The 26,302-nt window shown below is 69.0% G+C and carries 24 protein-coding genes and 2 pseudogenes; 14 read left to right on the top strand and 12 right to left on the bottom strand.

The window, feature by feature from the left end; genetic code table 11:
- The 3 genes from ACGFIQ_RS27690 to ACGFIQ_RS27680 all read left to right on the top strand — a co-directional run.
- Nucleotides 1–681 (top strand): hypothetical protein (locus tag ACGFIQ_RS27690; RefSeq protein ID WP_393248427.1); only part of this gene is annotated, 681 nt, incomplete at its 5' end.
- A 202-nt stretch (nucleotides 682–883) separates the two neighbouring features.
- Nucleotides 884–3,874, top strand: coding sequence for an AAA family ATPase (locus tag ACGFIQ_RS27685; protein ID WP_393248426.1), 2,991 nt, complete (start codon nucleotides 884–886; stop codon nucleotides 3,872–3,874).
- Nucleotides 3,853–4,452, top strand: a complete 600-nt coding sequence (locus ACGFIQ_RS27680; RefSeq protein WP_393248425.1) for a WD40 repeat domain-containing protein — start codon at nucleotides 3,853–3,855, stop codon at nucleotides 4,450–4,452. The genes ACGFIQ_RS27685 and ACGFIQ_RS27680 overlap by 22 nt, the downstream gene beginning before the upstream one ends.
- Nucleotides 4,453–4,844: 392 nt before the next feature.
- On the opposite strand, the gene ACGFIQ_RS27675 is transcribed toward ACGFIQ_RS27680, so the two are convergent.
- Nucleotides 4,845–5,972, bottom strand: coding sequence for a Fic family protein (locus ACGFIQ_RS27675; RefSeq protein WP_393248424.1), 1,128 nt, complete (start codon nucleotides 5,970–5,972; stop codon nucleotides 4,845–4,847).
- Nucleotides 5,973–6,895: 923 nt separating this feature from the next.
- Here ACGFIQ_RS27675 and ACGFIQ_RS27670 point away from each other — a divergent pair.
- Together ACGFIQ_RS27670 and ACGFIQ_RS27665 are read left to right on the top strand one after the other, a co-directional pair.
- Nucleotides 6,896–7,072 (top strand): hypothetical protein, encoded by a 177-nt coding sequence (locus ACGFIQ_RS27670; protein WP_393248423.1) that lies wholly within the window; start codon nucleotides 6,896–6,898, stop codon nucleotides 7,070–7,072.
- A gap of 48 nt (nucleotides 7,073–7,120) precedes the next feature.
- Nucleotides 7,121–8,131, top strand: coding sequence for a methyltransferase (locus ACGFIQ_RS27665; protein WP_393248422.1), 1,011 nt, complete (start codon nucleotides 7,121–7,123; stop codon nucleotides 8,129–8,131).
- Between the two features lie 331 nt (nucleotides 8,132–8,462).
- Here the strand turns inward: ACGFIQ_RS27665 and ACGFIQ_RS27660 are convergent, their stop codons facing one another.
- Both ACGFIQ_RS27660 and ACGFIQ_RS27655 read right to left on the bottom strand, forming a co-directional pair.
- Nucleotides 8,463–8,723, bottom strand: a complete 261-nt coding sequence (locus tag ACGFIQ_RS27660; protein ID WP_393248421.1) for a hypothetical protein — start codon at nucleotides 8,721–8,723, stop codon at nucleotides 8,463–8,465.
- Between the two features lie 292 nt (nucleotides 8,724–9,015).
- The gene (locus tag ACGFIQ_RS27655; RefSeq protein WP_357556985.1) at nucleotides 9,016–9,381 is read right to left on the bottom strand and encodes a hypothetical protein; all 366 of its coding nucleotides are present in this window, start codon (nucleotides 9,379–9,381) and stop codon (nucleotides 9,016–9,018) included.
- Between the two features lie 150 nt (nucleotides 9,382–9,531).
- On the opposite strand from ACGFIQ_RS27655, the gene ACGFIQ_RS27650 reads away from it, so the two are divergent.
- The 5 genes from ACGFIQ_RS27650 to ACGFIQ_RS27630 all read left to right on the top strand — a co-directional run bounded on the left by ACGFIQ_RS27650 (nucleotide 9,532) and on the right by ACGFIQ_RS27630 (nucleotide 13,141).
- The gene (locus tag ACGFIQ_RS27650; RefSeq protein ID WP_393248435.1) at nucleotides 9,532–9,762 is read left to right on the top strand and encodes a hypothetical protein; all 231 of its coding nucleotides are present in this window, start codon (nucleotides 9,532–9,534) and stop codon (nucleotides 9,760–9,762) included.
- Nucleotides 9,704–9,856, top strand: coding sequence for a BBE domain-containing protein (locus ACGFIQ_RS27645; protein WP_393248420.1), 153 nt, complete (start codon nucleotides 9,704–9,706; stop codon nucleotides 9,854–9,856). Before ACGFIQ_RS27650 ends, ACGFIQ_RS27645 begins: the two co-directional genes overlap by 59 nt.
- Nucleotides 9,857–9,887: 31 nt before the next feature.
- The gene (locus ACGFIQ_RS27640) at nucleotides 9,888–11,240 is read left to right on the top strand and encodes a DUF2252 domain-containing protein (RefSeq protein WP_393248419.1); all 1,353 of its coding nucleotides are present in this window, start codon (nucleotides 9,888–9,890) and stop codon (nucleotides 11,238–11,240) included.
- 297 nt (nucleotides 11,241–11,537) lie between these two features.
- A complete protein-coding gene (locus ACGFIQ_RS27635) occupies nucleotides 11,538–11,813 on the top strand; it encodes a hypothetical protein (protein WP_393248418.1) in 276 nt (91 codons plus the stop codon).
- A gap of 137 nt (nucleotides 11,814–11,950) precedes the next feature.
- A complete protein-coding gene (locus ACGFIQ_RS27630; protein ID WP_393248417.1) occupies nucleotides 11,951–13,141 on the top strand; it encodes a hypothetical protein in 1,191 nt (396 codons plus the stop codon).
- Nucleotides 13,142–13,808: 667 nt separating this feature from the next.
- On the opposite strand, the gene ACGFIQ_RS27625 is transcribed toward ACGFIQ_RS27630, so the two are convergent.
- The 4 genes from ACGFIQ_RS27625 to ACGFIQ_RS27610 form a co-directional block, all read right to left on the bottom strand.
- On the bottom strand, nucleotides 13,809–14,270 hold the full coding sequence (locus tag ACGFIQ_RS27625; RefSeq protein WP_393248416.1) for an MEKHLA domain-containing protein: 462 nt from the start codon (nucleotides 14,268–14,270) through the stop codon (nucleotides 13,809–13,811).
- Nucleotides 14,267–15,748, bottom strand: a complete 1,482-nt coding sequence (locus ACGFIQ_RS27620; protein WP_393248415.1) for a hypothetical protein — start codon at nucleotides 15,746–15,748, stop codon at nucleotides 14,267–14,269. Before ACGFIQ_RS27620 ends, ACGFIQ_RS27625 begins: the two co-directional genes overlap by 4 nt.
- 133 nt (nucleotides 15,749–15,881) lie before the next feature.
- Nucleotides 15,882–17,546, bottom strand: coding sequence for a protein kinase (locus tag ACGFIQ_RS27615; RefSeq protein ID WP_393248414.1), 1,665 nt, complete (start codon nucleotides 17,544–17,546; stop codon nucleotides 15,882–15,884).
- A 346-nt stretch (nucleotides 17,547–17,892) separates the two neighbouring features.
- Nucleotides 17,893–18,966, bottom strand: coding sequence for an alkene reductase (locus ACGFIQ_RS27610; RefSeq protein WP_393248413.1), 1,074 nt, complete (start codon nucleotides 18,964–18,966; stop codon nucleotides 17,893–17,895).
- A 114-nt stretch (nucleotides 18,967–19,080) separates the two neighbouring features.
- Here ACGFIQ_RS27610 and ACGFIQ_RS27605 point away from each other — a divergent pair, with 114 nt between their 5' ends.
- Complete coding sequence (locus tag ACGFIQ_RS27605) at nucleotides 19,081–19,527, top strand: MarR family transcriptional regulator (RefSeq protein WP_357556969.1); 447 nt, start codon at nucleotides 19,081–19,083, stop codon at nucleotides 19,525–19,527.
- A 226-nt stretch (nucleotides 19,528–19,753) separates the two neighbouring features.
- Here ACGFIQ_RS27605 and ACGFIQ_RS27600 read toward each other — a convergent pair whose 3' ends face one another.
- The 4 genes and pseudogenes from ACGFIQ_RS27600 to ACGFIQ_RS27585 all read right to left on the bottom strand — a co-directional run.
- A complete protein-coding gene (locus ACGFIQ_RS27600; RefSeq protein WP_393248412.1) occupies nucleotides 19,754–19,918 on the bottom strand; it encodes a hypothetical protein in 165 nt (54 codons plus the stop codon).
- A 97-nt stretch (nucleotides 19,919–20,015) separates the two neighbouring features.
- Nucleotides 20,016–22,277, bottom strand: coding sequence for an alpha/beta hydrolase family protein (locus ACGFIQ_RS27595; RefSeq protein WP_393248411.1), 2,262 nt, complete (start codon nucleotides 22,275–22,277; stop codon nucleotides 20,016–20,018).
- 370 nt (nucleotides 22,278–22,647) lie between these two features.
- The gene (locus tag ACGFIQ_RS27590; protein WP_393248410.1) at nucleotides 22,648–23,004 is read right to left on the bottom strand and encodes a hypothetical protein; all 357 of its coding nucleotides are present in this window, start codon (nucleotides 23,002–23,004) and stop codon (nucleotides 22,648–22,650) included.
- A gap of 84 nt (nucleotides 23,005–23,088) precedes the next feature.
- Nucleotides 23,089–23,250 (bottom strand): annotated as a pseudogene (locus ACGFIQ_RS27585) (substrate-binding domain-containing protein); the annotation flags it as partial.
- Between ACGFIQ_RS27585 and ACGFIQ_RS27580 the strand changes: the two are divergent.
- From ACGFIQ_RS27580 to ACGFIQ_RS27570, 3 genes are all read left to right on the top strand, one after another.
- A complete protein-coding gene (locus ACGFIQ_RS27580) occupies nucleotides 23,248–23,391 on the top strand; it encodes a hypothetical protein (protein ID WP_393248409.1) in 144 nt (47 codons plus the stop codon). The pseudogene ACGFIQ_RS27585 and the gene ACGFIQ_RS27580 sit on opposite strands and share 3 nt — an antisense overlap.
- Before the next feature lie 70 nt (nucleotides 23,392–23,461).
- The gene (locus ACGFIQ_RS27575) at nucleotides 23,462–24,085 is read left to right on the top strand and encodes a hypothetical protein (protein ID WP_393248408.1); all 624 of its coding nucleotides are present in this window, start codon (nucleotides 23,462–23,464) and stop codon (nucleotides 24,083–24,085) included.
- Between the two features lie 26 nt (nucleotides 24,086–24,111).
- A complete protein-coding gene (locus ACGFIQ_RS27570) occupies nucleotides 24,112–25,389 on the top strand; it encodes an aldehyde dehydrogenase family protein (protein ID WP_393248407.1) in 1,278 nt (425 codons plus the stop codon).
- Here the strand turns inward: ACGFIQ_RS27570 and ACGFIQ_RS27565 are convergent.
- Nucleotides 25,317–25,925 (bottom strand): annotated as a pseudogene (locus ACGFIQ_RS27565) (GH25 family lysozyme); the annotation flags it as partial. The gene ACGFIQ_RS27570 and the pseudogene ACGFIQ_RS27565 overlap by 73 nt on opposite strands.
- Between the last annotated feature and the right edge of the window lie 377 nt (nucleotides 25,926–26,302).

Below are 26,302 nucleotides of genomic sequence, written 5' to 3'. Positions count from 1 at the left end.
GCGTGCGCCCGCCCGAAGCGGGACGCGTGGTGGCGACTGACTGACTGGCTCGGCCGCGTCGAGCTGGCCGACTGGTACACCTCGACCGGCTTCCCCGAGGTAGCCGCGCTCGTCAGCGGGCGGCAGCCGATCACCGACCAGGACAGCTACCTCGACTGGTGGCCGTGTGGCGTCGGCTCGCACGAGTTCTGGCAGGACTTCGACGCCGCCGCAGCGCAGGCCGTCGCCGCCGCCGGGCTCGGCCCGTCCGAGCACAATGACGCGGTCTCGTGGCTCACCGAGTCGGCCCTGACGGACAACATTGCGATCGCCGGGCGCCGCGAGAGCCTGCGCAACCGGCTCGACAAGCTGGCCGGCACCACCACCGACCACGAGCAGATCCCCACCATCCCTGACCGCAGCGACCTGTGGAGCCTGCGCGGTATGTACCCCGAGCCGGCCTGGGCCATCGCCCGCCCGCATGCCCGACGCACCGCGCAGAGCATCTGCGCCATCGTCGGCTGGGACCCCGAGAGCCCGGCACCGCCCGACGGACACCCGCTGCGCGAAATCGGCTACCGGGCCTGCCTGCACGCCAGCGAGGCCGCTCTCGTCCCATACGTGCACGACGCCCACCTGCGCGAGATCGACGCCTTCCGTCGCGTCGCCCTCGGCAAGCCATGGCACCTCATCACGACATGAGGAGGCTGCGACGGTGGGTGTCTCGGTCAGCCGCAGGGGGAAGCACGTCGCAGTGCAATCCATCGGTTTCGCGGTGCCGCTGATCGAGATCCGGGCTTAGCCACGTCAGGGGGTGTGAGTCCAGTCCCGTCCATGGTTGGTGTCTCTGTCGGCTATCCGCCACGCGCTGGCGAGCAGTGCCTTCTCGTAGTGCGATGACCATGTGGGGCGGGCACTAAGGGAGTACCGTCGCGAGTCCGGTGCGCTGCTGGGCACGATTGCCGTCGGTCTGGCTATCAACATCGTGACGGCGCGAACGGACAGCTGGCGTGGGCCGTGGCGGTTTGTCCTTGACTACGCCTACCTGTGGCTCCCACTCTGCGTCGTCCTGTGGCTCAGCTGGCGCTTCTTCGTCCATCGCCGGACAGCGGTAACGTGGCGCGGCACGGAAAGCCCATACCCCGGCCTCGCGGCGTTCACGGCGGAGCGCGCGGGCGTCTTCTTTGGGCGCGACCGCGAGGCAAGGGACGTACTGAACCGACTGGAGCGCTCGGGGCCGGCGCCGGCGACCCGGATAGTTACGGTCGTCGGCCCGTCGGGAGTGGGTAAATCTTCGCTGATCCGCGCGGGTGTCCTCGCTCGACTCCCACGGCGTTGGACCGTAGTGGGTCCATTACGTCCGGCCGCCGACCCGTTTATGAGCCTCGCCGCGGCTCTAGCGGATGGCCCAAAGGTTGTGCTGGAGACGGCGCGACTGCTGCGCGAGGAGGCCGCCTCTCCGGAAGCTCCACTCCAGGTTGTGCCAAGCTTCCTCGCCGCCGCCCGCGGCCCTGTACTGCTCGTTGTCGACCAGGCCGAAGACCTGTACACGATGACCGGCGAGCACGACCGGGCCCAGTGGTGGAGCCTGCTGACCCGAACGCTGACGGTGCTGCCGGAACTGCGCCTGCTGGTGGCGATCCGGCCCGAGTTCCGCCGCCGGCTCACCGATCAGCAGGCCGGTTTCATCACCCGGCCGGTGGCCGTCGGTCTGCTGGATCCGGCTCGCATCCGACAGGCCATCGCGGGGCCTGCCAGGGCTGCCGGACTCACGTTCGAGGACGACCTCATCGACCGCATGACCGCCGATGCCACGGTCGGTGATGCGCTTCCCCTGCTCAGCCACCTGCTGCAACGTCTGCACCTGCAGTCCGATCGCCAACACATCACGGTGGCCCAGTACGAACAGGCGGGGGAGGTCGGCGGCGCTATCGCAGCTCACGCCGAGCAGATCTACGAATCCCTCACCGAGCGTTACCCCCAACAGACTGTCGACTCTGCTCTGCTGCGCGGTATCGGCATGGAAGGTAGCGAAACCGTACGAAAGTCGATCGAACGATCTGACCTCGATACCACCGCAGCGAGCATTCTTGAGGAGTTCAGGGCAGCCCGTCTGATCATCGACGTCGAGGACGGCACCTGCCTCGAATTGACCCACGACGCCCTGTTCCGCCAGTGGCGACGACTCGCCTGTCTGATCAGTGCCAACGAGGAGCGCCTGCACCGCATCACCCGGCTCGAGCACCGCGCGGCAGCATGGCAAGCGGACCCACACAACGACGACCTCTTGCGCGGCCGAACGCTTGCCGATGCTCTCGTGCTCGCAGCCGAGGCACCCGTCTCCACTGCAGCCCGACGCCTGCTCGACTCGTCCCAAGAGTTCGATCACCAGGACCGCGTCCGACAGTCCGAGCGGATCGCCGAGTTGGCACAACAGGTGCGCCGGCAGGACCCCGAACTGGCTGTGGCACTGGCCCACACCGCGCTACACGAGTTGCCACCCACCCCGGCAGCGACGATGACGCGCTGGGCCCTGACCGCCACCTCGCGAACACGGCACCTCACCGTCGGGCACACCACCGGCATCACCTCCGCAGTCTGGTTGCCCGACCGCCAGGGCCTGCGCACCGCCGACAAGACGGGGCGCGTCTGCACCTGGGACGACGCCGATCGCCTTGCCGAGGTTGCCTTTGCCGCTGAACCGGGAGCGAGGGGGCAAACCATTTTGAGTGCCAGCGGGGCCCTCGCCCTCACCGAGCACGATCGAGGCGCCATGCTGTGGCGCGTCGCAGACGGCCGCAACCTGGGCACCCGGAGGGGGAGTCTTCCAGCATCGTTTGACTCATTCTCGTGGCACGGCGATGTCTGCTTTGCAGGACAGTTCGATTACCGAACCGTCGACGTCTACCGCTTGAACGAGGACGTCCCGCAGCTTGTCACCAGCATCGCCGCCACGCACGTTCGCGCCACAGCATGGTCTCCCCAGGGTGACCGGCTGGCCATCGCCTCCAACGACCTGCTGCTCGTCGTCAGCATCGGCGAGCACACGCCGGAGGTCCTGCGACAACAGGTAGCGTGGGCGCGCCCGGTGTTGTGCTGGGCATCTGACGGAATCCGGCTCGCCGTCTCAGCCGACCCGGCATTCACAATGCGTCGCACCGACTTCTTAGCGCCGAAGGCCCGCACGCTGTGGATCTACAACACCGACACCGGCCAAGCCGCCGAAAGCGCACCACCCGGCATGACCGAAACCATGGCATGGTCACCCGTCGAGGACGTCATCGCTTGCTCCGTGCGTCGAACACGCCACCGTGACCGCGTGGCGCTGATCGACGTCGGCACCGGCCGCACAGTTGAGCGGCGGGCACGCCCCCACCAAATCAGCGTGATCGCATGGTCCTCCGATGGCAAACGAATAGGCTTAGGAACCTCACTTCACGACGTCGAGATTTGGGACGTTACCGGCCGAAGCTTCCATCGCCTGCCTACCGGAAGCCTGCAGAAAATCTCCTGGTCTCCGGACCTCAGACGAGCCGCTGTAAAAAGGATCGGAAGGATGCCGGAGATCATCGAAGCGGACAAGGTAGCACCGCCGCTGCGACTCGGAGACGACGATTGCCTGTCAATCGCGTTCTCGCCACTAGGCGACCTGGTCGCAACCGCCAGACAGGAACAGGTCACCCTGTGGGACGCGCGATCCGGTGGGCTCCGGGTGCAGTGGGGCGCTCACCCGCGACAAATCCCGAAACGCAAACCGACATCGACGCCGCTCCCATGGGTTTACGGACTCGCCTGGTCCGGCGACGGCTCACGGCTGGCCGTCCATAAGCACGCTTCTTCGATAGAACCGCACCCACCCTCTCGGTCTGGGACGTGGCCAAACCGCAGCGTCTAGCAGTTCTCGACGGAGGCGAAGACAGCACCGGGACGATTGCCTGGTCCCCGGACTCAAGCCTCATAGCTGCAGTCGCCCGCGAACATAACGTGAGCTTATGGCGAGGAGACGACTACACCCTCGTCCGCCAATGGCGAACCGAAGGGGCCGAAAAGGTAGCAGCCCTGGCCTGGTCGGATGACTCCACAAGACTCGCCGCCGCCGTCGGCAACCACGTCGAGATCTGGGCCGTAGCGCAGAAGCAAGTCACCTCACGCTGTCTTGGCCACACGGGCAACGTCAAACACCTCACCTGGGGAACCGGCGGGCACCGCCTCGCGACCATCAGCGATGACCGCATGCTCTACATCTGGAGCGCTCAAGACGGGCGGCCCCTTGCCGCACTTGACATACCTCGTGGAAGAGTGCGCAGTCTGTCTTGGCGAGGCAGCGTCATCGTCACCTACGACGACGGCACGATCATGAGCTGGGACGTCTGCAATGGCCCGGGGCAGGTTTTGACTGAAGACGGTGAGCCGCGTGCACTGAGCGCTGAAGAACGCGAACGGTACGGCTTGCCGCCAACGCTAACCAGCTGAAAGTTTACCAGCGTGCAGAGCGGCTCTCGTGGTGCCCGCCGATGTCCCACAGAGCGGCGGCGGCCGCAATCCAGCTTTATGGCTGCACGCTTACGCAATGTTATGGCGATCAGACTTGAACCAACCCTAGCCGTGCCGTAACCTATGAGTATGCGCACCCTGAATGGCGCACAGGTGATACGTACAAGAGTTCGAATCCCCCCTCGGACACCAAATTTCGTGGAAAATCACGATAAATAGGATAGGTTGAGTATCCTATTTGGGCCCAAATGCTGAGAGTCTGGAATGCCTTCTGGTATGACCGGCCGCATGGGTCCAATTCGGTAGACAGGGAATGGCGTCCGTTCGCGGCGCGCTGACCGTCGGATATTTGTAGTGCCGGGGCCTGCGGCTCAACGTTGGTACGGGTCGATGATTTCCTTTGGGCGCAGCGCGGGGGCGGCGAGGTCGCGGAGTGTCGGCGAGGTGAGGTAGAACCTGCCGCGGGTCTCGCCGTGTTGTTCGAGCATGCCTGCCCGGACGAGTGCGCGGAGGTCGCGGGTTGCTTGGTCGTCGGTGAGGTTCTCGTCGCGTTGGTAGAGGGTGCGGCGTACTCGGCCGCCGGTGGCGGCGAGGTGTAGGGCGCTGACGGCCCGCTCGGGCAGTCCGTTGCGCCGGACCCAGGTGTCGAGCAGGTCCCAGAGATGCGCGGCTTGGTCGAGGCGTTGCCGGACCAGTTGGGCTTGTTGGTGGTGGGCGCTCAGGCAGAATCGGATCCATTGGCTGGTGTCGTTGTCGGGCTGCCAGGTTGGGCCGCCGACCTCGCCGAGCGCGTCGTAGTAGGCGTAGGTGTTTCGGCCGACGCCGAGCCACTCCTCAATGGAAGAGAACTCCGGGGCGAGGACACCGTCGCGGGCGAGTACGAGGGTGTGCAGGCAGCGCGACATCCGGCCGTTTCCGTCCCGCCAGGGGTGGATTTTGACCAGGTTCAGGTGGGCCATGGAGGCCTGGACGAGCAGCGGTGTCTCCGGTTCGCCGTCGGCCAGCCAGTCGATCAGCTCGGAGAGCAGCGACGGAACGTCGTCGGCGTCCGGCCCGGTGTAGACGCGTCGGCCGGTGTGCGCCTCGTCGATGTGGATGTCTCCCGGACGGTAGCGGCCCGGCCACTTGCTGAGGTCATGGCGGAGCATCATGAAGTGCAGCGCGTTGAGCAGCATGTGCTGCCAGGTGAACTCACGCGACCGGGCGAGTTGCTGCACGTAGGTCAGGGCGTCGCGGTAGCCGGTGATGACCTCCCAGGTCTGCGGGTTTGTCTCTAACGGTTCGTCGCCGGCGACGGCAGCGGCGGCGTCGTCCAGGGACACCTGGTAGCCCTCGATCGAATTCGAACCCTGGATAGCGTGGGCGATCAGGGTGCGCCGGAGTTGCCCTGTCCAGCGGTGCGGCTCGGCGATCTGATACCGCAGGTTGTCCCGCATGGTGTCCAGTTCGCCGAGCACGCGCTTGTCGTCATCGGCGAGTGCGGGAGTTCGATACAGCATCCGATAATCATACAATACTTTCCGCTGAATCCCAGATTGATTTCAGCATTACGCCGGTGAAGGGCTTCAGGCTGCCCCTGACGTGTCGCGCCTCATCGCTGAATGAGGTTGTTCGGTCATGACACGACCTATCCGACCGAAGGAACATCTCGTCGGTCCACTCGTACCCGCTGTCCTGCCCGCGCGTCCCCGCTCAGGCACGATGCCGATGCCCGCTCTACCTGCCCGAGTCTGCCCACCGGCGATCATCGACGCCAGCCTGGTGCTGGGGATGGCCCTTCCGGCCCGCTGAGGCCGGGTGGGCGCGCAGCACCTCCTGCGCGCGTTGGGCTGGCCCCCGCACCGCCGCCTCGACATTCAGCCGCGCCACGGCATGCTCGTCATCTGCTCGGCCAGCGACGGCCGCCACCAGGTGGGCAGCCGAGGGGACCACGGTCAGGAAGGCGTTCGCGGCCGTCGTCCCGGCGGGTCCGGCGCCCTCATTGGAGGAGCTGCGCGACTTTCTGACCGCGCGGGGAATGACCGAGTGGTATCAACCATCGCGCCTTCTCATCCTGGACAGACTGCCGCGCAACTCGGCCGACAAGGTGCTGCGCAGGGAGATCTCGCCGCCGCGGATCGAGCGAAGCGGTGAAGCGAGAGATCGGTAGCGCGTTAGCGGGTTATGCGAACTAACGCGTACGTCATCGGCGGGTCGATCGCCGGGCTGCTGGCCGCCTCGGTCCTGGCCGGGCGGTACGACCGGGTCGTGGTGCTGGAGAGCGACGACCTCCCGGACGGTCCCACCCCTCGGCGCGGGGTGCCGCAGAGCCGGCAGCTGCACGCGCTGCTCAGCCGAGGATTGGCGACGTTGGAGGAACTCTTCCTGGGATTCACGGCTGAGTTGATCGCGCGGGGCGCGGGGCGCGGTGCTCGGCGACCTGGTGGGCGACCTGCATTGGATCATCGAAGGCCAGCCGCTGTCCCGCGAACCGATCGGTCTGGCCGGGCTGTCCGCGACCCGGCCGCTGATCGAGGACCGGATCCGTCGCCGGGTGGCCGCGCTGCCCGGCGTCGAGTTCGTCACCGGCGTCCGGGTCGTGGCGGCCCGGCTTTCCTGACGACCCTCCATTCCCAGTGACACCTAACAGCAAAGGACGACAACCATCGTGACCAGTGACATCGCGGCCCCGCCGCAGGCCTCCGTGTTCGGCCTCGCCATGGGCGCCGTGCTCGCCCAGTCCCTCGCCGCCGTCGTCGAGCTCGGCGTTGTCGACCTGCTTGCGGACGGCCCTCGGCCGGTGAGCGAGCTCGGCTCCGAAACCGGCACCGTGGGCGACAGTCTGAACCGGATGCTGCGACCGCTCTCCACCGCCGGGTATTTCGACCGGGACGGCGAGACCTATGCGCTCAACGACGTCAGCCGGACGCTGCTGAGCGGGCATCCGGCGGCCGGTCGTGAGGTGGTGCTGGCGTTGCTCAGTCCGACCTTCGTCGATTCGTACCAGCGGCTGGCCGCTACGGCGCGCACCGGCATCACCGGTACGGATCTCGCGGTCGGAGTCCCGATTTTCGAGCATTTCGCCCGCAATCCGGAGGAGGGCACCACCTTCAACCGGGCCATGCTCGGCATCCACGGCCCGGAGGCGGCGGCGGTGTCCGCCGCGTGGGATCTGCCCGGCGCCCGGCTCATCGTCGATGTCGGCGGCGGCATCGGCACCCTGCTGCGTACCGTTGTGGAAGCCGTTCCCGGCTCGCGTGGCATCCTCTTCGACCGGCCCGAGGTGGTGGCCCAGGCCGACCTGAGCGCGACCGAGGATCGCATCAGCGCCGAAGGCGGCGACTTCTTCGAGGCCGTTCCCGCCGGCGGTGACGTCTATCTGTTGTCACACATCGTGCACGACTGGTCGGACGAGACGGCCCGCGAGATCCTCGTGCGGTGCCGCGATGCGATGGCGCCGGACGGGCGGGTGGTGCTGATCGAGATGGTGCTGCCGAGCGACAACCAGGACCACCCGAGCCTGCTGATCGACGTGATCATGCTGTCCGTCGCGGGTGGCCGTGAGCGCACTCCGGAGCAATACCGGGAGCTGTTCGCCTCGGCCGGGCTGGAGCTCGAGCGGATCGTTGCGACCTCCTCCGCGGTGAGCCTGATCGAGGGTCGCCGCCGGGACGCCTGAGAGGACGTGCGCGGGCCGCCGGTCGCACCGGTGACCCGCGCACGGGTGTCTCTCACCGGCGACCGAGCGGCTCGCGCGGCGATCGCCTTACCCAGCGCTTCGAGCGGCGCTCCGGCGTCGGGAGCCCCGGAACGAAAATCTGACAGCCGGTCGACGGATCGGCGACAGCGGCCACGTCGGGGACACCGCGTCCAGGTTCGCGGCTGACATGCCGGGGATGGCACCTGCGCGTCCTTCTGCCAATGCGGCAGATCGAAAACCTCGCTCACCCGCCGCCCCGGCGCCCGAGCTGCCGCCGTTCTACGTGCGTTCGGCCGCGATGGTGCCATTCTCAAGGAGCAGCGTGGTTCCGCCGCAGGCGAGGACGTACGGGCTCGCCTGCGGGGAACATGACGTGGGATCCACCGTCCTGTAGGCCGCTGGCGCTGCCTTCGTCGCCGGCTGCGGCGACCACGGTGATGCCGAGGGCCGCAGCGTCGGCGAACAGTTCGTCGAGCGCCGTGCGTACGGCCGGCGTGAAGACAATTTCGGGCGCACCCCAGCCGAGGCTGATGCGCGGCTCCGCCGCGATCGTCCAGGCCTGATGGCTCACCTGTTCGGCCTGGCCGGGTCAGCGCGTACGGATCGAGGAATTCCGCTCGTTGTCGATGCTTCACGCCCTCGACCACGTCGGCGCGGCACCAGAGTCCGCGCGATGGGGAAGACCGATCACGACTCTTCGTCATGATTCCGCCAACGCGCGCTGCCTTTTCCTGTTCAGACCGGGCGAAGCTGGGTTCGAGCCGGCCGCGTCCGGCCGAGAGTGGTGGGCCGGAGGCACGAACTCCGGGGGCAAGAACGGCGGCCACCGCTGTCCAGCAATGACCGCCGCCGACCAGTTGTCGTCAGCCCTGCCAGCCCGAACAGTCGGGGTGCTCCCAGCCGAACCGGCCGATGCAGACCTGCATCAGCCAGATGTCCTGGGAGAAGTTCTTGGTTCGGGTCTCGCCGGGATTGGCGTCGATGACGTCCGTCGACCCGTTGTAGAACTGCACCCGCAGGAAGCTGGAACCTACCCCGCCGCCACCCCTGTTGGAGAAGTAGGCCCAACTCGCCGCGCCGTTGCCGGGATTGTTGTCGAACTGTCCGACGGACCCGCCGTAGTTGAGGGGCTGGCTCGCCGCGAACGCCGGCGCGGCCAGACCCGCACTCGCCACGACCGCCGCGAGTGATGCGCCAACAGCTCGTTTGATGGTTCGTGTCCTGAGCATCGTCACTCCTGTTTCCACCGACCGGACCGAGCGACCGGTCATACCGACACACACGCATTCATTGGCTCGATGTTCAGCCGTCCTGTCGAGGCCGGAGGAGAAGGATCGATGAGTCGGTGGTGAAGCCGATGCGCTCGAACATCGGTGGCGGTGGGCGCGGCCGGCCCGGCCGACGGCAAGCTGCGCACGGTCAGCGCCGCCTCGGAGCCCGACCTGTTCGCGGCGTTGCGGAGTGGCCGGGGCAACTTCGGCGTGGTCACGTCCACGCTGATCGGGCTGGTGCCGGTGACGTCGGCCGTGGACCGATCCCCGGCGTCGCCGGATGGTCAATTTCCGCTCGGCGCAGGAGACGCGCGACCCGCGGACGCTCAGCGAGGTTGACGGCCCCGAGATCTACGACCGCTTGGTGGCCGTGAGGCAGCACTACGACCCGGCCGCGATGTTCCGGATGAACCACACCCTGCGTGCCCGGTGAACGATACGGACTCCCCGTCGTTTGCGGGCGTATGACCGAGCAGTCCCGTGCCTCATACGTCAAAGACGTTCTGCTCCGGGAGTTCGGCGCCGCGATGGCGCTCGACCCCGGGGCGTTCTGCCGCAAGTTCCACAAGATGGCGGCCTCCCCGTTCGCTTTTTACCGTGGCAGCGCCTCGCTGTTCTACGCCGACCTGGCCGGGGCCTACGCCGACGGCCGCTTCCTCGACGAGCGGACCAGCCGGATCTGGATCCACGGCGACCTTCATGCCGAGAACTTCGGCACGTACATGAACTCGTCCGGCCGGCTCGTCTTCAACGTCACCGACTTCGACGAGGCGTACGTCGGCCCGTTCTCCTGGGATCTCAAGCGGTTCACGGCAAGTCTGGCGCTGATCGCGTACGCGAAGGCGTTGTCCGACGACACCATCACCGAGCTGGTCGTCACGTTCGCGCGGAGCTATCTCAGTGAGTTGCGGGCGCTGGTCGCCGGGTCCGGTGCGGTCGGGCCGATCGGCCTGGGCAACGCCGGCGGCGTGTTGCGCCGCGTGCTCCAGCAGGCCCGGCTCAAGACCCGCGCCGGGCTTCTCGAATCGCAGACCATGATCACCGCGTACGACCGCCGGTTCGCGCTCACCCACGGTGTCGAGCCGGTCGACGACGCCACCGAGATCGCCGTGCTGAGAGCGTTCGACCACTATCTCAAGTCGGCGCCGGCCACGAACCGTCCGGTGTCCACCACGGTCAAGGACATCAAGCTGCGCAAGGGCGTCGGCATCGGCTCGGCCGGGCTGCCCTCGTACAGCCTGCTGCTGGAGGGGCACACTCAGGCCTTGGAGAACGACGTCATCCTCTACGTGAAGCAGGCGCAGGTGCCGGCGGTGGCCCGCTGGATCGACGACGACCGGGTCCGGGCCTACTTCGAACACCAAGGCCACCGTACGGCGGAGTCGCAGCGGGCCCTGCAGGCGTACGCCGACCCGTGGGTGGGGCACACCGAGCTTTTCGGAGTGGGCCAGTTCGTCGCCGAGGTCTCGCCATACGCCGCCGATCTCGACTGGTCGGAGGTGAACGAGCGCGAAGACCTGGCCGGGGTGGCCGCCGACCTGGGCCGTGCGGTCGCCCGCATGCACTCGGTCGCCGATGACGAGTCCCACCACGACCTGGTGGACTTCTCGACCGAGGAGGCCATCATCGCGGCCGTCGACCACGACGAGTCGGGTTTCGTGCGTCACCTGGTCGAGTTCGCCCACCGCTACGGCGCCCAGGCCCGCGAGGATCACCAGGCCTTCGTCGACATGTTCCGCAACAACCACCTGCTCGGCCTCGACCACCCCGCTTCAGCGGAGACTACGGCGCCGGTCCGTCGTGGCGGCGTTCGCTGAGGGCTCGGCTGCTGGTCGACCGGGCCGGACCCCGCAACGCCGCCATGATCATGCGGTGGTGGGCCCGGTCGCCGAGCCACTGCGCATGGTCGTCAGCGACCGGGCGTGCCGGCCGGCGACGTAGCGGGTCTTCGGCCGGCGCGCAGTGCAAGCCCCGGCCATGACGTCGCGATCACCGACGGAGGGGTTGTGCCTTTCTGGTACGTCGTCCGCGTGCTATCGGCGACCTGAGCCGCCAGCTCCACGTACGGGCCCGAACCGGACGGCCGGATCCTCCGCGACGCCGCCGGGCGTGGCGTGCGGGTCGCGGTCAAGCCGATCGCGGCGATCGCGGCGATGCCCCGCGCCCGGATCGTCGGCGACACCCGGGGTCTGATGAAGTTCGTGATCGATGCCGAGACCGACGAGATCCTCGGCGCGGCCCTGCTCAGCGTCGATTCCCAGGAACTCATCAACACGGTCGCACTGGCCATGCGCGGCGGAACGACCGCTGGCGGACTGCGCGACGCGATCTGGACCCATCCCAGCTCGACCGAGGCGTTCAACGAGGTACTGGCGACCATCGTGGGGTGATTGCCGACCGAAGCGGGAGCTGAGCTGTGTGAGTCGTGGGTTACATCAGTAACGAGTGCCGGTAGTGAAGCCTTCACCGCGGCCGCGTTTGTGTCGGTGGGCAATATCGCCCTGTTCCGACGAACTGAGGAGCCTCGTTGCGAAGGAAATGGATTCTGCCGATCACGGCAGCTGTCGCGGTCCTGGTGGCCGGCCCGGCAGCCGTACCGGCGGAGGCTGGTCCTGTTGACACCGACGCGCGCACCACCGCGCTCGTCCAGCGCCTGCGGCAACTGCTGCCCAGCGATTACCTTGCCCGCAAGCAGGCAGCCGGCCTGCAGAGCAAGACTCCGGCGGCTTCGATCATCGACCCGGGTGACTATGAGTGCGGCGAGACCAGCTTCGACGGCTGGGTGGCGTCGCTGTTGACCGGATGGAGCCCGGCGCAGAAAGAGGGACTGCGGACGATCCTGCAGTACGACGTCCCGCTGCTCGACGCCGCCTATTACGCGGAGCCGGAGCGGAAGCGCTCTTTCGGTCTGCACGGTGAGTACACCTCCGAGCTTCGCCGCACGTTCACCGAACTGCGGGGATTCTGGGACATCCGGTCGAAGGGCATCGAGTTGGTCCCGATGCACGGCTCGACCCTCGTGGACCCCGCCCGGTCGGCTCGGGCTCTTCAGGCCGGTTACGGTGTCTCGGCCGAGATCGCGGCCGAGGCCGCGGCGGCCCTCAAGGAACTGGCCGACCAGGACGTCTACGACCACGGGAACTTCCCGTTGTTCACGACGAACGCGGTCAGCCTCGTTCCGGGTGAGGGAGAGGTGCCGCCGCCCGGGGCCCAGCTCTCCAAGCGGATCGTGGTCGGCGACGGCCTGCTCACCGGCGCCCGCGCCATCGGGTTCGGCGACGTCGCACCGGCCACCCTCCTGGCGCACGAGTTCGGCCACCAGATTCAGGAAGCGGACGGTCTGGGCGCGGTGCCGGCCAACACGCCGGAGGCGACCCGGCGGTGGGAGCTGATGGCCGACGGCCTCGGCGGGTACTTCCTGGGCCACAACCGTGGCAAGAACCTGTCGTGGAAGCGGATTCGTGATGCCGTCAAGTTCACCGCCGCGAGCGGTGACTGCAGCTTCGACGTGGTCGGGCATCACGGCACGCCCAACCAGCGTGGTCACGCGGCGGAGTGGGGGGCGAAGCTCGCTCAGAAGGCGACGTGGCCGCACCAGCGGGTGCTGCCGAGCAAGCGGGTCACCGAACTGTTCGACCGCAAGCTTCCGGCCCTGGTGGCGCCGGATGCGCCCGACACGGTCTCGCTGACTGCGGCGGAAATCTCCGCCGCGGCCTGAGCCGATCAGGTGCCGGGTGGTCACCTCGACCACCCGGCACCGCCACCCCATTTCGGGGAGCACCAGGGCGACCGCGAGCCCGGAGGCGGCGGCCAGCACGGCAGTGATCCAGAAGATCCAGGTGTACGAGGTGTGGTCGACGATCAGTCCGCCGAGAACCAGCCCGAGGCCGTGCCGACGCCGAAGACGGCCGGGATGATGCCGATCGCCTGGGCACGGCGCTCGGGCCGGAAGGTGGGGCGGGCCACGGCCACGCCGAGCGGGATGATGCCGCCGCCGGCGCCCTATAGCACCCGGCCGGCGAGGACGAGCCCGCGGTTACCCGCGACGGCGCTGAGAACCGAGCCGGGATCACGATCAGCGGCCGGCGGCGGCCCCGACACTGTCCCGAGGCCCCGCCGCGACCGCGAGCAGACCCGACAACTGATGGATCCGGCCCCGCCGGTCCCGCGGGTCCGGCACCTGCGCCAGAACCTGCAAACCCCACCGGTCCTGCTTCACCAGTGGCGACACGCCGTGCAGACGTGCGGACAAGCCGCCGCTCAACGATGATGCTTCCACGTGCGCGGTCCTTCTCGATCATCCAGCCCAGACACCTGAAATGATCACCAGAAGACCGCGCTCTTCCACCTACCGACCCGAACCGGCGTGACCACCCTGACAGTAGCTAAACGGTCGAAGCGCTCTTCCACCGTCGGAGCAGCGCGGCCTGACCGACGATCGCCGCGCCGGCGTCGAGGACGTTCCAGATCGTGGCGTCCTCGATCCAGAACTGCCATCCGTCCTTGCGCACCCGCGGGCCGCGATAGCCATCGGCGTAGCCGTCGCGCAGTACGGACGCCATGAACCGGGCTCGCGCGTCGCGGTCCTGCTCGCCCGCGGACAGCCGTGACGGCAGGCCGATGAACTCGTCCGCGCCGTACCCGAAGACCTTCTGGGCCGTCGCGTTGGCATAGATGAACAGCGGGTCCGGCGACGTGTCGTGCACCAGCAGGGCGAAAGGTGCTTCGTGCAGCCACCGCGCGGCTTCGAGCCCCTGTACGCCGTCGGGGACGAGGTCCCGGCCGGCGAGCTTCGCGTAGCTGTCGACCAGTTGTCCGGCCAGTTGTGCGTCGGGTGCTCCGGTCACTGGACGAAGATGTCGACCGACGGGCGCATCTCGGCGCAGATCCGCAGAACCTCGTGGATCGGGTGCTCGGTGAATGTCTTGACCAGCGTGGTGTCCAGCTCGCTGGTGCCGTGGTCGATCGCCGGGTACGCGGTCTGGGTGAGCAGGTAGTCGAACCGCGGCGCCCATTTGCGCGATCCGAGGCGGGCCGTGGTGGAGCAGTTGTCGACCATGTAGGCCACGCCGCGGGCGTGCATGTACGGGTTGAGCGAGTCGGTGGCTTCGATGACCGACTCGTTGGCGATCTCCGAATAGGGGTGGCCCTTCTCGATGAACGTGTCGATCTGGGCCATCATCACGCCACAGAAGGTGCCCGCGGTGAACGGGTTCAGGGGCAGCGTGTCGTCGTCGCGGGTCTCTCGGGCGATTTCGCCGGCACGCCACATCTCGGCCTGGTCGATCCTGCCCATCGGGAAGCGGGTGAGCCGCTGTCCGGCCAGGATGACGCTGCGGATCTCGTTGCCCGAGGCGACCTCGTCGTAGATCTCGTGGGTGAGCTCCAGCCCGACCGGGTAAGCGGCGGCGTACGCCTGGGCGAAGACCTCGCGGTCCTCGTCGCCGAGCTGCTGGTAGAGCCCGATCAGGCCGTCTTTGGAGACGGTCCGGGAGATGGGCCCGGTCACGCAGTCCACCGAGTTGCGGTACGAGTCGGTCTCGTTCATCCCGGCCTCGCGGAACCGGCGGTAGAGGCTCTCGACGATGCCGTGCACCCCGCCGAGCAGGATGGCCCGCTCGCCGGTCAGGTCCGACAGGTACTCCGAGCGCAGGGTGGTCTGAAAGGTGTAGGGCGCGCCGAGGCCGACGGACCAGCCCAGCGCCCGGTCGACGGCGCGGCCGCTGCGGTCGTGCTCGACGGCGAAGCTGGCGTTGATGCCGGCCCCGTTGGTCTGCTGCCCCTGCACATAGAGGGCCCGGACCGAGGCGCCCATGCCCTTGGGACACACGGCGATCACGTCGACGTTCTCGGGGAACCGGGCGCCCTGCTGGCTCAGGTGGGCCAGCAGGAACCCGTGCGAGAGGCCGAGCGTGGCGCCGGGGCGCAGCGCGGCGAAGACCTGCTCGTACAGCTCGGCCATGGCCGAGTCGGCGATGAGCAGCAGGACCATGTCGGAGGCGGCGATGACCTCGAACATCTCGCCGAGGGTGCCGTCGGCCTCGGTGAAGCCCGCGGCGCGGGCCGCGTCGACCGACGTCGAGCCGTCGCGGAGCCCGACGACGACCTTGAGCCGGTCGCCGAGGGAGTCGCGCAGGTTCTGGGCCTGGGCCGAGCCCTGTGAGCCCCAGCCGATCACCGCGATCTGGTTGATCCCCTCGAACGCGCGGGGCAGCCGGTCGAACAGGTCCCGCCCGCCGCGCACGATGCCCTCGCGAGTTCCGGCGAGGGTGATGTATTCCTTGTCGAAGACGCTGGTCGTGAAGTCCAGCTCGTCGGTGCTCATTACTTTTGTTCTCCTCCGCAGTCGCGGCGCGTCGGACGCCGCCTACCCGCCGAACGGGCGGTCCGCCCGGAGCTTCATCCGGTGAGTCCAAAAATTCTCTGCGTGCGGTGGTGCGCACGGGGTGTGAAGGTATTCAGTTCCATTTCTGGTTCTCCGCGCCCGTGCATTCCCAAATCTGTGCTGGTACGGCGTTGCCGGAATTGTGGTCGGTCACGTCGACGCACTTGTCGACCTTGACGCTGACCAGGTCGTACCGGCCGTTGAGGTGGAAACGCTGGGCGGACGAGCCGTTGCAAGTTCCCATGCCCAGACGGGCGCCGTCCTCGGTGCCTCTGATGTGTACGCACAGCCCGAGGACGCGCATGGTGCCGTCCGACGGGAAGGTGAACTTCTGGCTGTCCCGGGACTGACAGTTCCCGAGCTGGAGGTCACCCCCGGTGTTCCGGGCATCGAGGCAGGTGCCGGTCTCGTGGTTCCAGATCTGGATGCCCGGGGTGGTGGTCTGGGCCTTCGTGGTGGTGGCGACCACGGGCGGAGCAGCCGGGTTGGTGGACACCGTGGTCTGCGCGGTGCCCGGTTTGTTCTGTCCGGGCGCCGCGCCGTCACCCGGTTTGACACTGATTCCGGGCGACGGTGGCGGCGCCGCGGGCGAGGGCGGCGACCCGGCGGTCTTCGCCGTCGGGACGCTCACCGCGACGGGGAGAGGTGCTTGGACGCCGTCAGGCTCAGCGGATGGCGAGGCCCCAGCCGACGGACCGGCCACCGCGTCCGTCCGTTCCTCGGCCCCTTCGGACCGCGTCAACGGCCACCCGGTGGCCGCGACGGCCGCGACGACGATCGCCGCGGCGATCGTCCAGTGACGTCGTCTGTCGCGCCGGGGCGCGGCCGGTGGCAGCGCCGCCGTCGTCGCCTCCGCGGGTTTCGCGGCGGCTTCGGGTGTCGCGTCTGATGCGGGCGTCCCGGTCGAGGGGCCCGGATCGTCGTTCATCGCGGCCCGGAGCAGACGTTCCAGCTCGTCCGGGTCGGCGCGTTCGGCCGGATCTCTGCGGAGCAGGGCGTCCAACGCGGGACGCAGGGCACCCGCACGTTCCGGGGGCGTCGGCGGCTCGACCAGCAGGGCGGCCAGGGTCGCCATCGGGGAGGATTTCTCGTACGGCGGACGGCCCTCGACCGCGGCGTAGAGCGTGGCCCCCAACGACCACAGGTCGGCGGCTAAATCGGGCTGTTCGTCCAGCGCCCGCTCCGGAGCCAGGTAGGACGGGCTTCCGAGAACCACGCCCGTACGCGTCATCGCCGAGTCGCCGGCCATCTCGGCCAGACCGAAGTCGGTCAGCACCACCCGCCCGCCGTCGGCCAGCAGGACATTCGCCGGTTTCACGTCACGATGCAGGACGCCGGCCCGGTGAGCCGCCCGCAGGGCGTTCAGGACGGCGAGGCCGATCTCGGCCGCCCGGGCCGGGGTGACCGGGCCGTCCTCGTTGACGACGTCGAACAGCGAGCGGGAACGGACCAGTTCCATGATGATCCACGGTGCGTCCTCGTCGTCCCGCACCACGTCGAAGACGCGGACTACGTTGACGTGGTCGACCTGGGCGAGCGCCCGGGCCTCCCGGATGGCGCGCTCGCGCACGTCACCCAGTTCGGCCTCGGTCAGCCCGTTCGGGGCCAGTTCCTTGACCGCGACGTCGCGGTTGAGGAGTACGTCGCAGGCCTCCCAGACGACACCCATGCCGCCCTGGCCGAGCGGCCGGACAAGGCGATAGCGGGCAGCGAGCAATGCGGCTGTTCGATCAGTCACGGGGGCCTACCGTAGCGGCCGGTTCCGGGGTTGGGCAGTCGGTGGTCAAGAGAGAGGAATTACAGGTTGAAGGGCGGTGTCGCAGATCCGTTTGCCGTTTTGCAGCAGGCTGTGCCGTCACCGTCGCAGGGCCAGTGCTGGCGCCACGTCGCGGTGACGTGGTGACGGTCGCCGGGGCAATTGTGACTCCTTAGTGGATGGTCGAATTCCCGCCGTCATCGTGCGTTTGTGCGGGTGGTGCCCCGCTCGTTCCGGCACAGCGGGGGAGTGGCCACTGTGTTCCCGTCCGCCACCCGACGAGGAATGGGCCATGTCGAAATGCCCGCGGGCCACCCGGCGCGACGTGTCAGCTCGTGAGGACCGGGTAGTCCGTGTAGCCGACGTGGTCCCCGCCGTAGGCCTTGCTGTAGTCGGGGGTGTTGAACGGGCCACCCACGCGCAGGCGGTCAACCAGATCAGGGTTGGCCATGAACAGGCGGCCGTACGAGACCAGGTCTGTCGCGCCGGTCTCGACGAGCTTCAGGGCCTCGGGGCCGGTGAAGCCGTCGGGCGTGTAGGGGTTCAGGATCAGCGTCCCGGTCCAGCGCTCCCGCAGCATCGGGGTGAACTCGGTGTCCGGGCCCTCGCCGATGTGCAGATAGGCGAGGCCGAGCGGGTTCAGCTCGTCGATCAGCGCCAGATAGGTCTCGCGGTGGTCGTCCTCGACGATGTCGTTGATCGTGACCGTCGGCGAGATGCGCAGACCCACCCGGTCGGCACCGATCGCCTCGGCCACCGAGCGGGCGACCTCGACGGTCAGGCGGATTCGTCCAGCGATCGACGCGCCCCACTCGTCGTCGCGGAGGTTCGCATTGGTGGAGAGGAACTGGTGCAGCAGGTATCCGTTGGCGCCGTGCAGCTCGACGCCGTCGAAGCCGGCCTCGATCGCGTTGCGGGCGGCACTGGTGAAGTCGGCGATCGTCTCGGCGATCCCGTCCGCGTCGAGCTCTTCGGGGACGACGAAGTCCCGCATGCCGTCGGGGGTGAACGCCTGCCCGGCCGCCGGCACCGGGGAAGCGCCCACGGGGGTCAGGGAGCCGGACGCGTACAGCCCGGGGTGGCCGATCCGGCCGGTGTGCATGAGCTGGGCGAAGGTCAGGCCGCCGCGGGCGTGCACCGCTTCGGTGACCTTGCGCCAGGCGGCGACCTGCGTCGCGCTGTGCAGGCCGGGCGTGGCCAGGTAGCCCTGGCCGACCGGTGACGGCTGGATGCCCTCGGTGATGATCAGGCCGGCCCCGGCGCGCTGGCTGTAGTAGATCGCGGTCAGGTCGGTGGGGCTGGCGCCCTCGCCGTAGGCGCGGCTGCGGGTCATCGGCGCCATCGCCACCCGGTTGCCAGCCTCGTAGCGCCCGATGCGGACCGGGTCGAAAGCGGTAGTCATGGTTGCCTCTCAAATCTCTGTCGTAGACAGGTATTTAGTTTGCACGCAAAGTAATGGGCTGCCAGTGTTCGTGAGCCACTTCACTGTCGGCGACAGGTAAGTAGGATGGAGGTCGTGAGCAGAGAGCCTCAGGCCGCCGCGGGCGGACCGATCTCGCACGCGGTCTTCCGGCTGTCCCGGGCCCACCGGTTGCTGGCCGGGAGGCTGCTGCGCGACCTCGGCCTACACCCGGGGCAAGAGCTGATCATGATGTACCTCTGGGAGCGGGGCCCGGTCCGCCAGTCCGAGCTGGCCGACCGCTTGCAACTGGGCGACTCGGCCGGCACCACCCGCCGGGTGCAGCGCCTCGAGCGGGCCGGCTACGTGCGCCGCGTCCCCGACCCTTCCGACGGGCGAGCCACCCTGGTCGAATCGACCGAGTCGGGCCGGGCGTTACGCCCCCGGATCGAGGCGATCTGGACCGAGCTGGAGACGAAGACCGTCGCCGGGATGACCGATGCCGAGCAGCGCGCGGTGCTGGCCGCTCTGGAGCGGATGGAGGACAACGTCGGGCGTACCTGAGCCGCCCGCGAGTGCAACCCGCAGCGCGGAGGAACCGTCTGGGGCGAGCGGGAGTCGCTCCCCTGCTCGTCTCCGGACTGCTCGTCGGCGCGCCGGCGACGGCGTGCCGCGGTCGAGCCCGAACCCGGACGGCGCGCGCGAGGAGGGGGACTCGCCGATCGGCAGGAAGCCGTCGGGAGCCCGTCGACCCGATCGAAGCGGTAGCGGCGCTCGGCCGGGAACCGCATCAGCGCCGCCGGTCCCAGCGGCGTGCCGGTGCGGACCAGACTGCCGAAGCCTCGCCGGGCAGCCGGCGAGCGACGTCCCGCAAGCCGGCCTCGTCGGTGCGCAGAGGTGCGCCGGCGAACGCGGAGAGCATCAGCGTGCAGCGGTCGTCCCCCTCGGCCAGCACCCACCCGGGCGATCGCTGCCTTGACGCCGGCGAAGCCGTTGGCGAGGTAAGGGTTGTGCTGGATTGTTGAGCCGCCCCTTGGCGGTGAGTCTTCTTCTCATGGTGCGTTTCCTGCACCAGGAGGGTCGAGCAGCTGCAAGCTGCCCTGGTAGTCGCCCACCACGGCATTGCGGACGGCCTTTGCGGCCACGTCGAACGATCGGTCGCCGCCTTCGGTGGCCGCCGTCGGTACAGGGACGTCGATCCGGGTGGTAGCGGGCCCGACCGCGGTCGTCCACGACGTCGTCAGGCCGGTGCTCAAGTCGCGCAGGAACAGCCGGACCTCGGCCGGCCGAGGTCCGCGGACCCGCACCGGCAGACCGTAGACGCCCGAGTCGTCCGCCTTGACGGTCAGGTCACCGAGGTCGACGCGATCGAGCGCGGCTGGACGAGGCGCGGGGGAGCCGGGATTCCAGCCCCATGCGTCGATCAGCCACGCCGGCCGGTCACCGTGCGGGGTGAGGTCGAGTCGGGCCACCGTCCGCACCTTCGCCGGCAGTGGCAGACGCACCTCCTGAGCCCAGCGGGACACCGTCGAGGCGCTGCCGGGCAGCCCGGTGATCGTGGCGGTACCCAGCTCGGTGCGGCGGCCCCGGTCGTCGGTGACCATGACGTCGAACGAGGTGGCGGGCGCGTTCGGGGGCACCATCAGCCGCATCGTCAAGGCTCGGTACCCGGCGACCGGCATGGCCCGCGCCGGTCGGAGCGTGGCGGTGGCGGGGCCGTTCAGCGCGACGGCGTAGCGGCCGGGCTCGGGTGTGCGGAAGGGCATGAAGTGCGGAGAGTCCTCGTACGGCGAGCTGGGGTGGAGGCAGGCGTGCTCAGGTTCGGCGGCGACCTGGTCGCACAGCCGGCCACCCTGGACGGTGAGGGCCGGGCCCGGGATGATCACGGGGGTGCGGTTCCCGCCGATCGCGTGGGCCACCACCCGGGCCGGGCCGGCCGAGGGGGCACGCACGCCGGATCCGTCCAGCAGGGGCCGTACCCGGTCGTCGCCGGTGACGAACAACCGGGCTGCGGCGGCGATGTAGGTCGCACCAGCTGTCTGCTGCTGGCCAGGCGTGAGCCGGGTGGGGGCGAACTCTGGCGTGCACACCGGGTCGGGCTCGTCGCTGACGAAGTCGTCCCAGGCCGGGGCGACCGCCTGCCCCGGGGTGGACTCGGTGTTGAAGTAGCCGTGGTTGGCGCCGACCATGTACAGAGCGCTGTGCAGCGCGTGCCCCGAACCGGCTCCCCGGGCGGCGTCGACGTACATCTGGCCCTGCAGGTTGAAGACGTCGCCGTCACAGCCGGGCAGGATCGTGACCGACGGCACGTCCGGCTGTGGATTCTGTCCGAACGCGGTGGGTCCGATCAGCAGCATCCCGCGGATCGTCCAGCGCACCGGACCGTCCTGCGCCGCGGCGGGCGGTTCGAGACTGTCCAGGGCGGCCCGGGCGGCCCCTTCACCGCCCCGGGAATGTCCCATCAGGAAAACCTTCGACAGGTCGGCTCGAGGTACGGCCCGGACGATGGCGGGCGCGCCGGCCCGTCCGGCTCCGGCCCAGTCGGCCCAGCGGGCGAGATGCGTCCGGATCAGGGACGAACGCGCCTGGGCGCCGCCGTCCGCGTCGGCTCGATCCTGACCGTTGACGCCGTTGGCCGAGATCGACACGGTGACGTAGCCCTGTGACGCCAGCAGCCGCTGGGCCTGCAGATAGCCGCGATAGCTGGGCACGGGCTCCGAGCCGGCCGGGCACGGCCATCTCAGGCGGAGCGCGTCCCGGTCGTCCCCGACGAAGCAGGTCCAGCGCCGCCCGTGCAGGAACATGGCCAGGGGCCGCCGGCCCGGGGCGCCTCGAGGCCCCACGACGACGGCTTGTATCTCGACCGGTGCCGCGTAACCCGGCAGTGCGACCCCGGGGAGGGAGTATTCGCCGGTCATCGTCTCGTACGGGCCCTCGACGCCCGGGTCGACGGCGTTCGGGGGCAGGATGGGTGGCTCGGCCGGCGCCCGGTCCGCCGGCTGCGGGAGAACCCGGGATGTCGCCGCGTCGATCCGTCGGCCGCCCCGGTGGACCTGTAGGTCGCCCGTCGCCCGCGGAGCGCTGCCCCGAAGGACGAACGTACGCAGGTCCGGCGCTTCCTCGGCCCGGCCGAGCAGCCGATCGCCGGACCAGAATTCGACCGCGGCGTCACCGGGCGCGACGACCCGTGGGCTGGTCCATGTCAGGGTCCGGTCGGCCGAGGTCCAACCGGGCGGCCGCTCTGCCTGGGCCGGTGCGGGCATTCCCAGGAGCAGGGCGCCCGTTGCCGTGGCAGCGACCATGAATCTTCGCATGCGGCTTTTTCTACTGAACTCGTGGAAATCTTTCGATCCCCTTTTGGGGGACGTCCCTCCGGCGCCGGCAGCCGGGGTGCCGGTGATGTGCTCGAGAGCACCGTGGTGATCCGCGCCGAACTCGGGACACCCTGACGTCAGCACTACCGGCTCGGCGGCGCCCATCCCGGTCCGCGTCCCGCTCTTGACATCGGCCTCTGGCTGGGCGTCGGCGGGCCGAAGATGCTGGCCCTGGCCGGGCGACGACGTCTCGGTCAGGTGCGGCTGTTCGCCGAGCAGGTCGCTCCGGCCGTCCGTCGTGCGGTCGGCCGGTCGCGCCTGAGGTGACGATCCCGTGCCGGGCCCCTCGGCCCGACACGGGTCGCTTCCGCTACGAAGCGCGGAAGCTCACATAGTCGCCGGCGGCGAAGGTGGCGAGCCCGCCGAGCTCGACCGGGCCGCCGGTGCAGGCCACGCCGCGGTAGGCGGTCACCCGTTCCACGTCGCTCCAGGCGACGAGGGAGACAGCGGTGCTCGGGAAGGCCGTGCACGAGCCGTCGGGGTGCGCGAAGTTCGCGACCTGGGTCGTGAACTGGTCACTGTAGAACGACAGGCCCGTCGGTGCGGCTGAAGCCGGGGCGCCGAACAGCGCGACCGATGCGGCTGCCGCGGACAGCGCGACTCCGGCGTGGGCAAGGTGGAAACGCATCCTGACAACCTCCGGGGAGAGTGGACTGATCGACTGCACCCGATTTTACGATCTTGATTAGGTGAAGCACATCGATTGAGAGTGATGTCCTAGTTCAGTGGTTGAGGTGAAGATCTGGGCAGTTCACGCGTTTGCCCGTGGCGGTGGGGTCGAGCCGCGGACCGTCCTTGGCGGTGGGTGGAGCGGGTCGGCGGAACGCATGTCGTTGTAGCCGACGACTGAGACGTCGAGCGGGCAGTTCAGCCCGCGCTCGGCCAGCGCGCGCAGCACGCCGCGACCGACGTGATCGCCGTGGTGGAGACGGCCAAGGCCGTGGTCGACGTCGAGGCCGGCCGCGACGGGGTGCTGGTGCGCACGCTGGTCGAGTTGGGCAGCCGACGTCCGGGTGGGTGCGTCGATCGAGCGACGGCGTCCCTGCTGGTGTGATGGTCAATACTTTGGACTATCAAGGAAATGGACTATCCTGTGGGCGTCCACTCGTACTTCTGGAGGCGTCATGTCCACCGATCCCACGTTCGCCGCAGCCCTCGCCGAGTTCGAGGCGGCCTGGAACGATCCCGGCACGACCTCGATCGAACTGCCCGCGGTCGACGTCAACAAAACGCTCGCCGAGCAGTACGAGGTCGTTCCGCCCACCCGGATGACCCGCACCCAGGTGTGGGACATGGAGACCAAGAAGGCCTGGGATCCGCTGACCTACATCCCCTACGTGGTCACCGACGGCGTCTCGTGGGCGCGGCGGGATCTGCCGGACGGTCGCAACCACCTGCGCTCCTCGATCCAGAAGGCGTGGCTCGACGACACCCGGGGCCGGGTCCTCGAGGACGTCTATGTCAGTCCCGCGACCCAGCAGGCGCTCTTCCTGGGCCGGCCCACGATGACCGGGCCGAACGGCGAAGGGCTGACCGCCGACCCCTACCAGCCGCTGTTCCACGTCGACCACGGCGTCGGCGGCACCGAGGAGGAGCCGCTCAACCTGTGGCGGATCGTCGTGCTGACCGAGAAGCCCGACCCTCGGTTCGCCGCCGCGTTCGACAAGCAAGCCGCAGTCGGCGGGCTGCCCGGCTTCCTCGAGGTCTACCTGACGCGCGACCTCGGCGTCGCCGTGCGGCGACGCTGAACGACACCTCTGGAAATGACTCCGTGGTGACCGCGACTGAGCTGTTCATCGGAGGTGTCTGGGGTCCGGCCGCGTCCGGCCGGCGGTTCGATGTCGTCAACCCCAGCACCGGCCGGACGATCGCATCCGTCGCGGACGGAGACGTCCAGGACGCCCTCGCCGCGGTGGATGCCGCCGCCGCGGCCGCGTCCGGCTGGGCGGCGACCGCGCCGCGCGAGCGAGCCGAGATCCTGCGCCGGGCGTTCGAGCTGGCCACCCGCAAGATCGCTCCGGCACTGGCCGCAGGTTGCACGATGATTCTCAAGCCGGCCAGCGACACCCCGTTGACCGCGCTGGCGCTGGCCGAACTGCTGACCGAAGCCGGTGTGCCCGCCGGTGTGGTCAACGTCGTGGCCAGCCGCAGCTCGGGTCGTACCGTCGCGGCGATGCTGCACGACCCGCGGGTCCGCAAGTTGTCGTTCACCGGGTCGACGGAGCTGGGTCGCCGTCTCCTGAAGGAGAGCGCTGACCAGGTCGTCAACACCTCGATGGAGCTCGGCGGCAACGCGCCGTTCGTGGTGTTCGCCGACGCCGACCTGGAAGCGGCGGTGGACGGCGCGATGATCGCCAAGATGCGTAACGCGGGGGAGGCCTGCACGGCGGCCAACCCGTTCTGTGTCGAGGAACCGGTGGCCGCCGAGTTCGGCCACCGGCTGGCCGAGTGGATGGCAGAGATGGTGGTCGGCCCGGCTACCGACCCGGCCACCCCGACGGCCGCGCCGATCGAGCGGCAGAACGTCACGATAGCGCTGGCCGCCCCGAGATCCTCGGGCCGCACGGCGTCTTGTACCGAGGCCAGCACGATCATCGGCACCATGCCGATTCCGACGCCCATGACCAGGAACCACAGACCGGCGAGCACGGCCGGCGTGCCTGGCCCCAGCGTGCTCAGCAGGGGCAGGCCGGCCACGTGGAGCAGAAGCCGGGTCAGCAGATCGGCCGCTGCCGGGCCGGCTTGCCGATCAATCGGCCGACCAGGTCACGAGCCCGGCCGTCGAGCCGTGGAACACGTCGCGGTCCACGTTGCCGCTGATGCCGGGCACGCTGCCGCCGCTCGTGTGTCGCCAGAAGGTGAAGCGGGACCAGCCCGCCGAGACCGTGCCCGGCAGTGCGGCGTACGCCACGTGGCGAGCGGCGACGCGGCGAACGCCTTGCTGCCGCCGGTGCACGGGCTCCACCAGTTCGGATTGGTGCAGCTGATCGGCCGGACGCCGGTGCGCCGCTGTACCTCGGCGACGAAGGCCTGGATCCAGGAGAGCACCTGAGCTGGGGTCAACCCGTACCACGGCGACGGGCTTCCCGATCCGCTGCAGGGCCATTCGATGTCCAGCATCGGTGGCAGCGCGCGGCCGTCGCGGACGTAACGAGCGTCGTCGAGGGAGAAGTCCGCCTGGGCGGTGCCGGTGCTGCGGTCGGGCAGCGCGAAGTGGTAGGCGCCGACGTACAGGCCGATTGTCCTGGCCCCGAGATAGTTGGTGGTGGAGTCAGGATCGACGAATGTCGTGTTGTTGGCTGCCTTCAGGATGGCGAACTTTCCGCCGGGCGCTGCGACCTGGGACCAGTTGATCGTGCCTTGGCGGTGCGAGACGTCGATCCCGCCGACTGTGTAGCCGGCGGGTGGTGCCAGGGCCGGGGTGGGCGTGAGGCCGGCATCGCTGTCGGGCCGGCCGGTGCCCGCGTGCGCCTGGCCGTCCCCGGCGGGGCCGGTCGCCAGGACCGGCCCCGCCGGAAGGAGAAACGCGGAGGCGGCGATCGTCGCGATCACCGACCGCAGGATGTGTGGTGTACCGCGGACTGACATATCGATGAAGACGAGGAATTCCGGTCACCCTTCAGCCCTTATCGCGTCAAGTGACGCCCGACACACGGCTACTACGGGCGCAGGCCGGCGCGGCGGCGGGCGCGGGGCATTCGCAAGGTCGAGTTTTGACCGATCGAGAAGGACCGCGCTCGTGGAAGCGTCATCGTTGGGACGCGGTATGGGACCGCCTCGGGGCGGCCCGGGACCGGTTCACCGGCGCCCGGCGGGTGCCTGATGACCGCTTCTCAGCCGAAGGGCCTGTGTCTTGGAGCACAGGGGCGATCGGCGCAGCCGGTGAGCGACGCAAGGTCTTGGCGGGCGCGACCGGACGCTCTGCTTTCCGAAGGAACCCAAGGTCGAGTTGCTCGTAGACTTCG

The sequence above is a fragment of the Micromonospora sp. NPDC048898 genome, assembly GCF_043198035.1.
Classification (GTDB): domain Bacteria; phylum Actinomycetota; class Actinomycetes; order Mycobacteriales; family Micromonosporaceae; genus Micromonospora.
Note: the sequence above shows the minus strand (reverse complement) of the source record. Positions and strands in the feature narration are given on the sequence as shown.

Excerpts from the sequence above, each read along its gene's own strand:
- ACGFIQ_RS27675 (WP_393248424.1), bottom strand. The coding sequence starts at position 5,972 with ATGCTGTATCGAACTCCCGCACTCGCCGATGACGACAAGCGCGTGCTC.
- ACGFIQ_RS27655 (WP_357556985.1), bottom strand. The coding sequence starts at position 9,381 with ATGCTCAGGACACGAACCATCAAACGAGCTGTTGGCGCATCACTCGCG.
- ACGFIQ_RS27645 (WP_393248420.1), top strand. The coding sequence starts at position 9,704 with ATGGTCAATTTCCGCTCGGCGCAGGAGACGCGCGACCCGCGGACGCTC.
- ACGFIQ_RS27640 (WP_393248419.1), top strand. The coding sequence starts at position 9,888 with ATGACCGAGCAGTCCCGTGCCTCATACGTCAAAGACGTTCTGCTCCGG.
- ACGFIQ_RS27620 (WP_393248415.1), bottom strand. The coding sequence starts at position 15,748 with ATGAGCACCGACGAGCTGGACTTCACGACCAGCGTCTTCGACAAGGAA.
- ACGFIQ_RS27610 (WP_393248413.1), bottom strand. The coding sequence starts at position 18,966 with ATGACTACCGCTTTCGACCCGGTCCGCATCGGGCGCTACGAGGCTGGC.
- ACGFIQ_RS27595 (WP_393248411.1), bottom strand. The coding sequence starts at position 22,277 with ATGCGAAGATTCATGGTCGCTGCCACGGCAACGGGCGCCCTGCTCCTG.
- ACGFIQ_RS27575 (WP_393248408.1), top strand. The coding sequence starts at position 23,462 with ATGTCCACCGATCCCACGTTCGCCGCAGCCCTCGCCGAGTTCGAGGCG.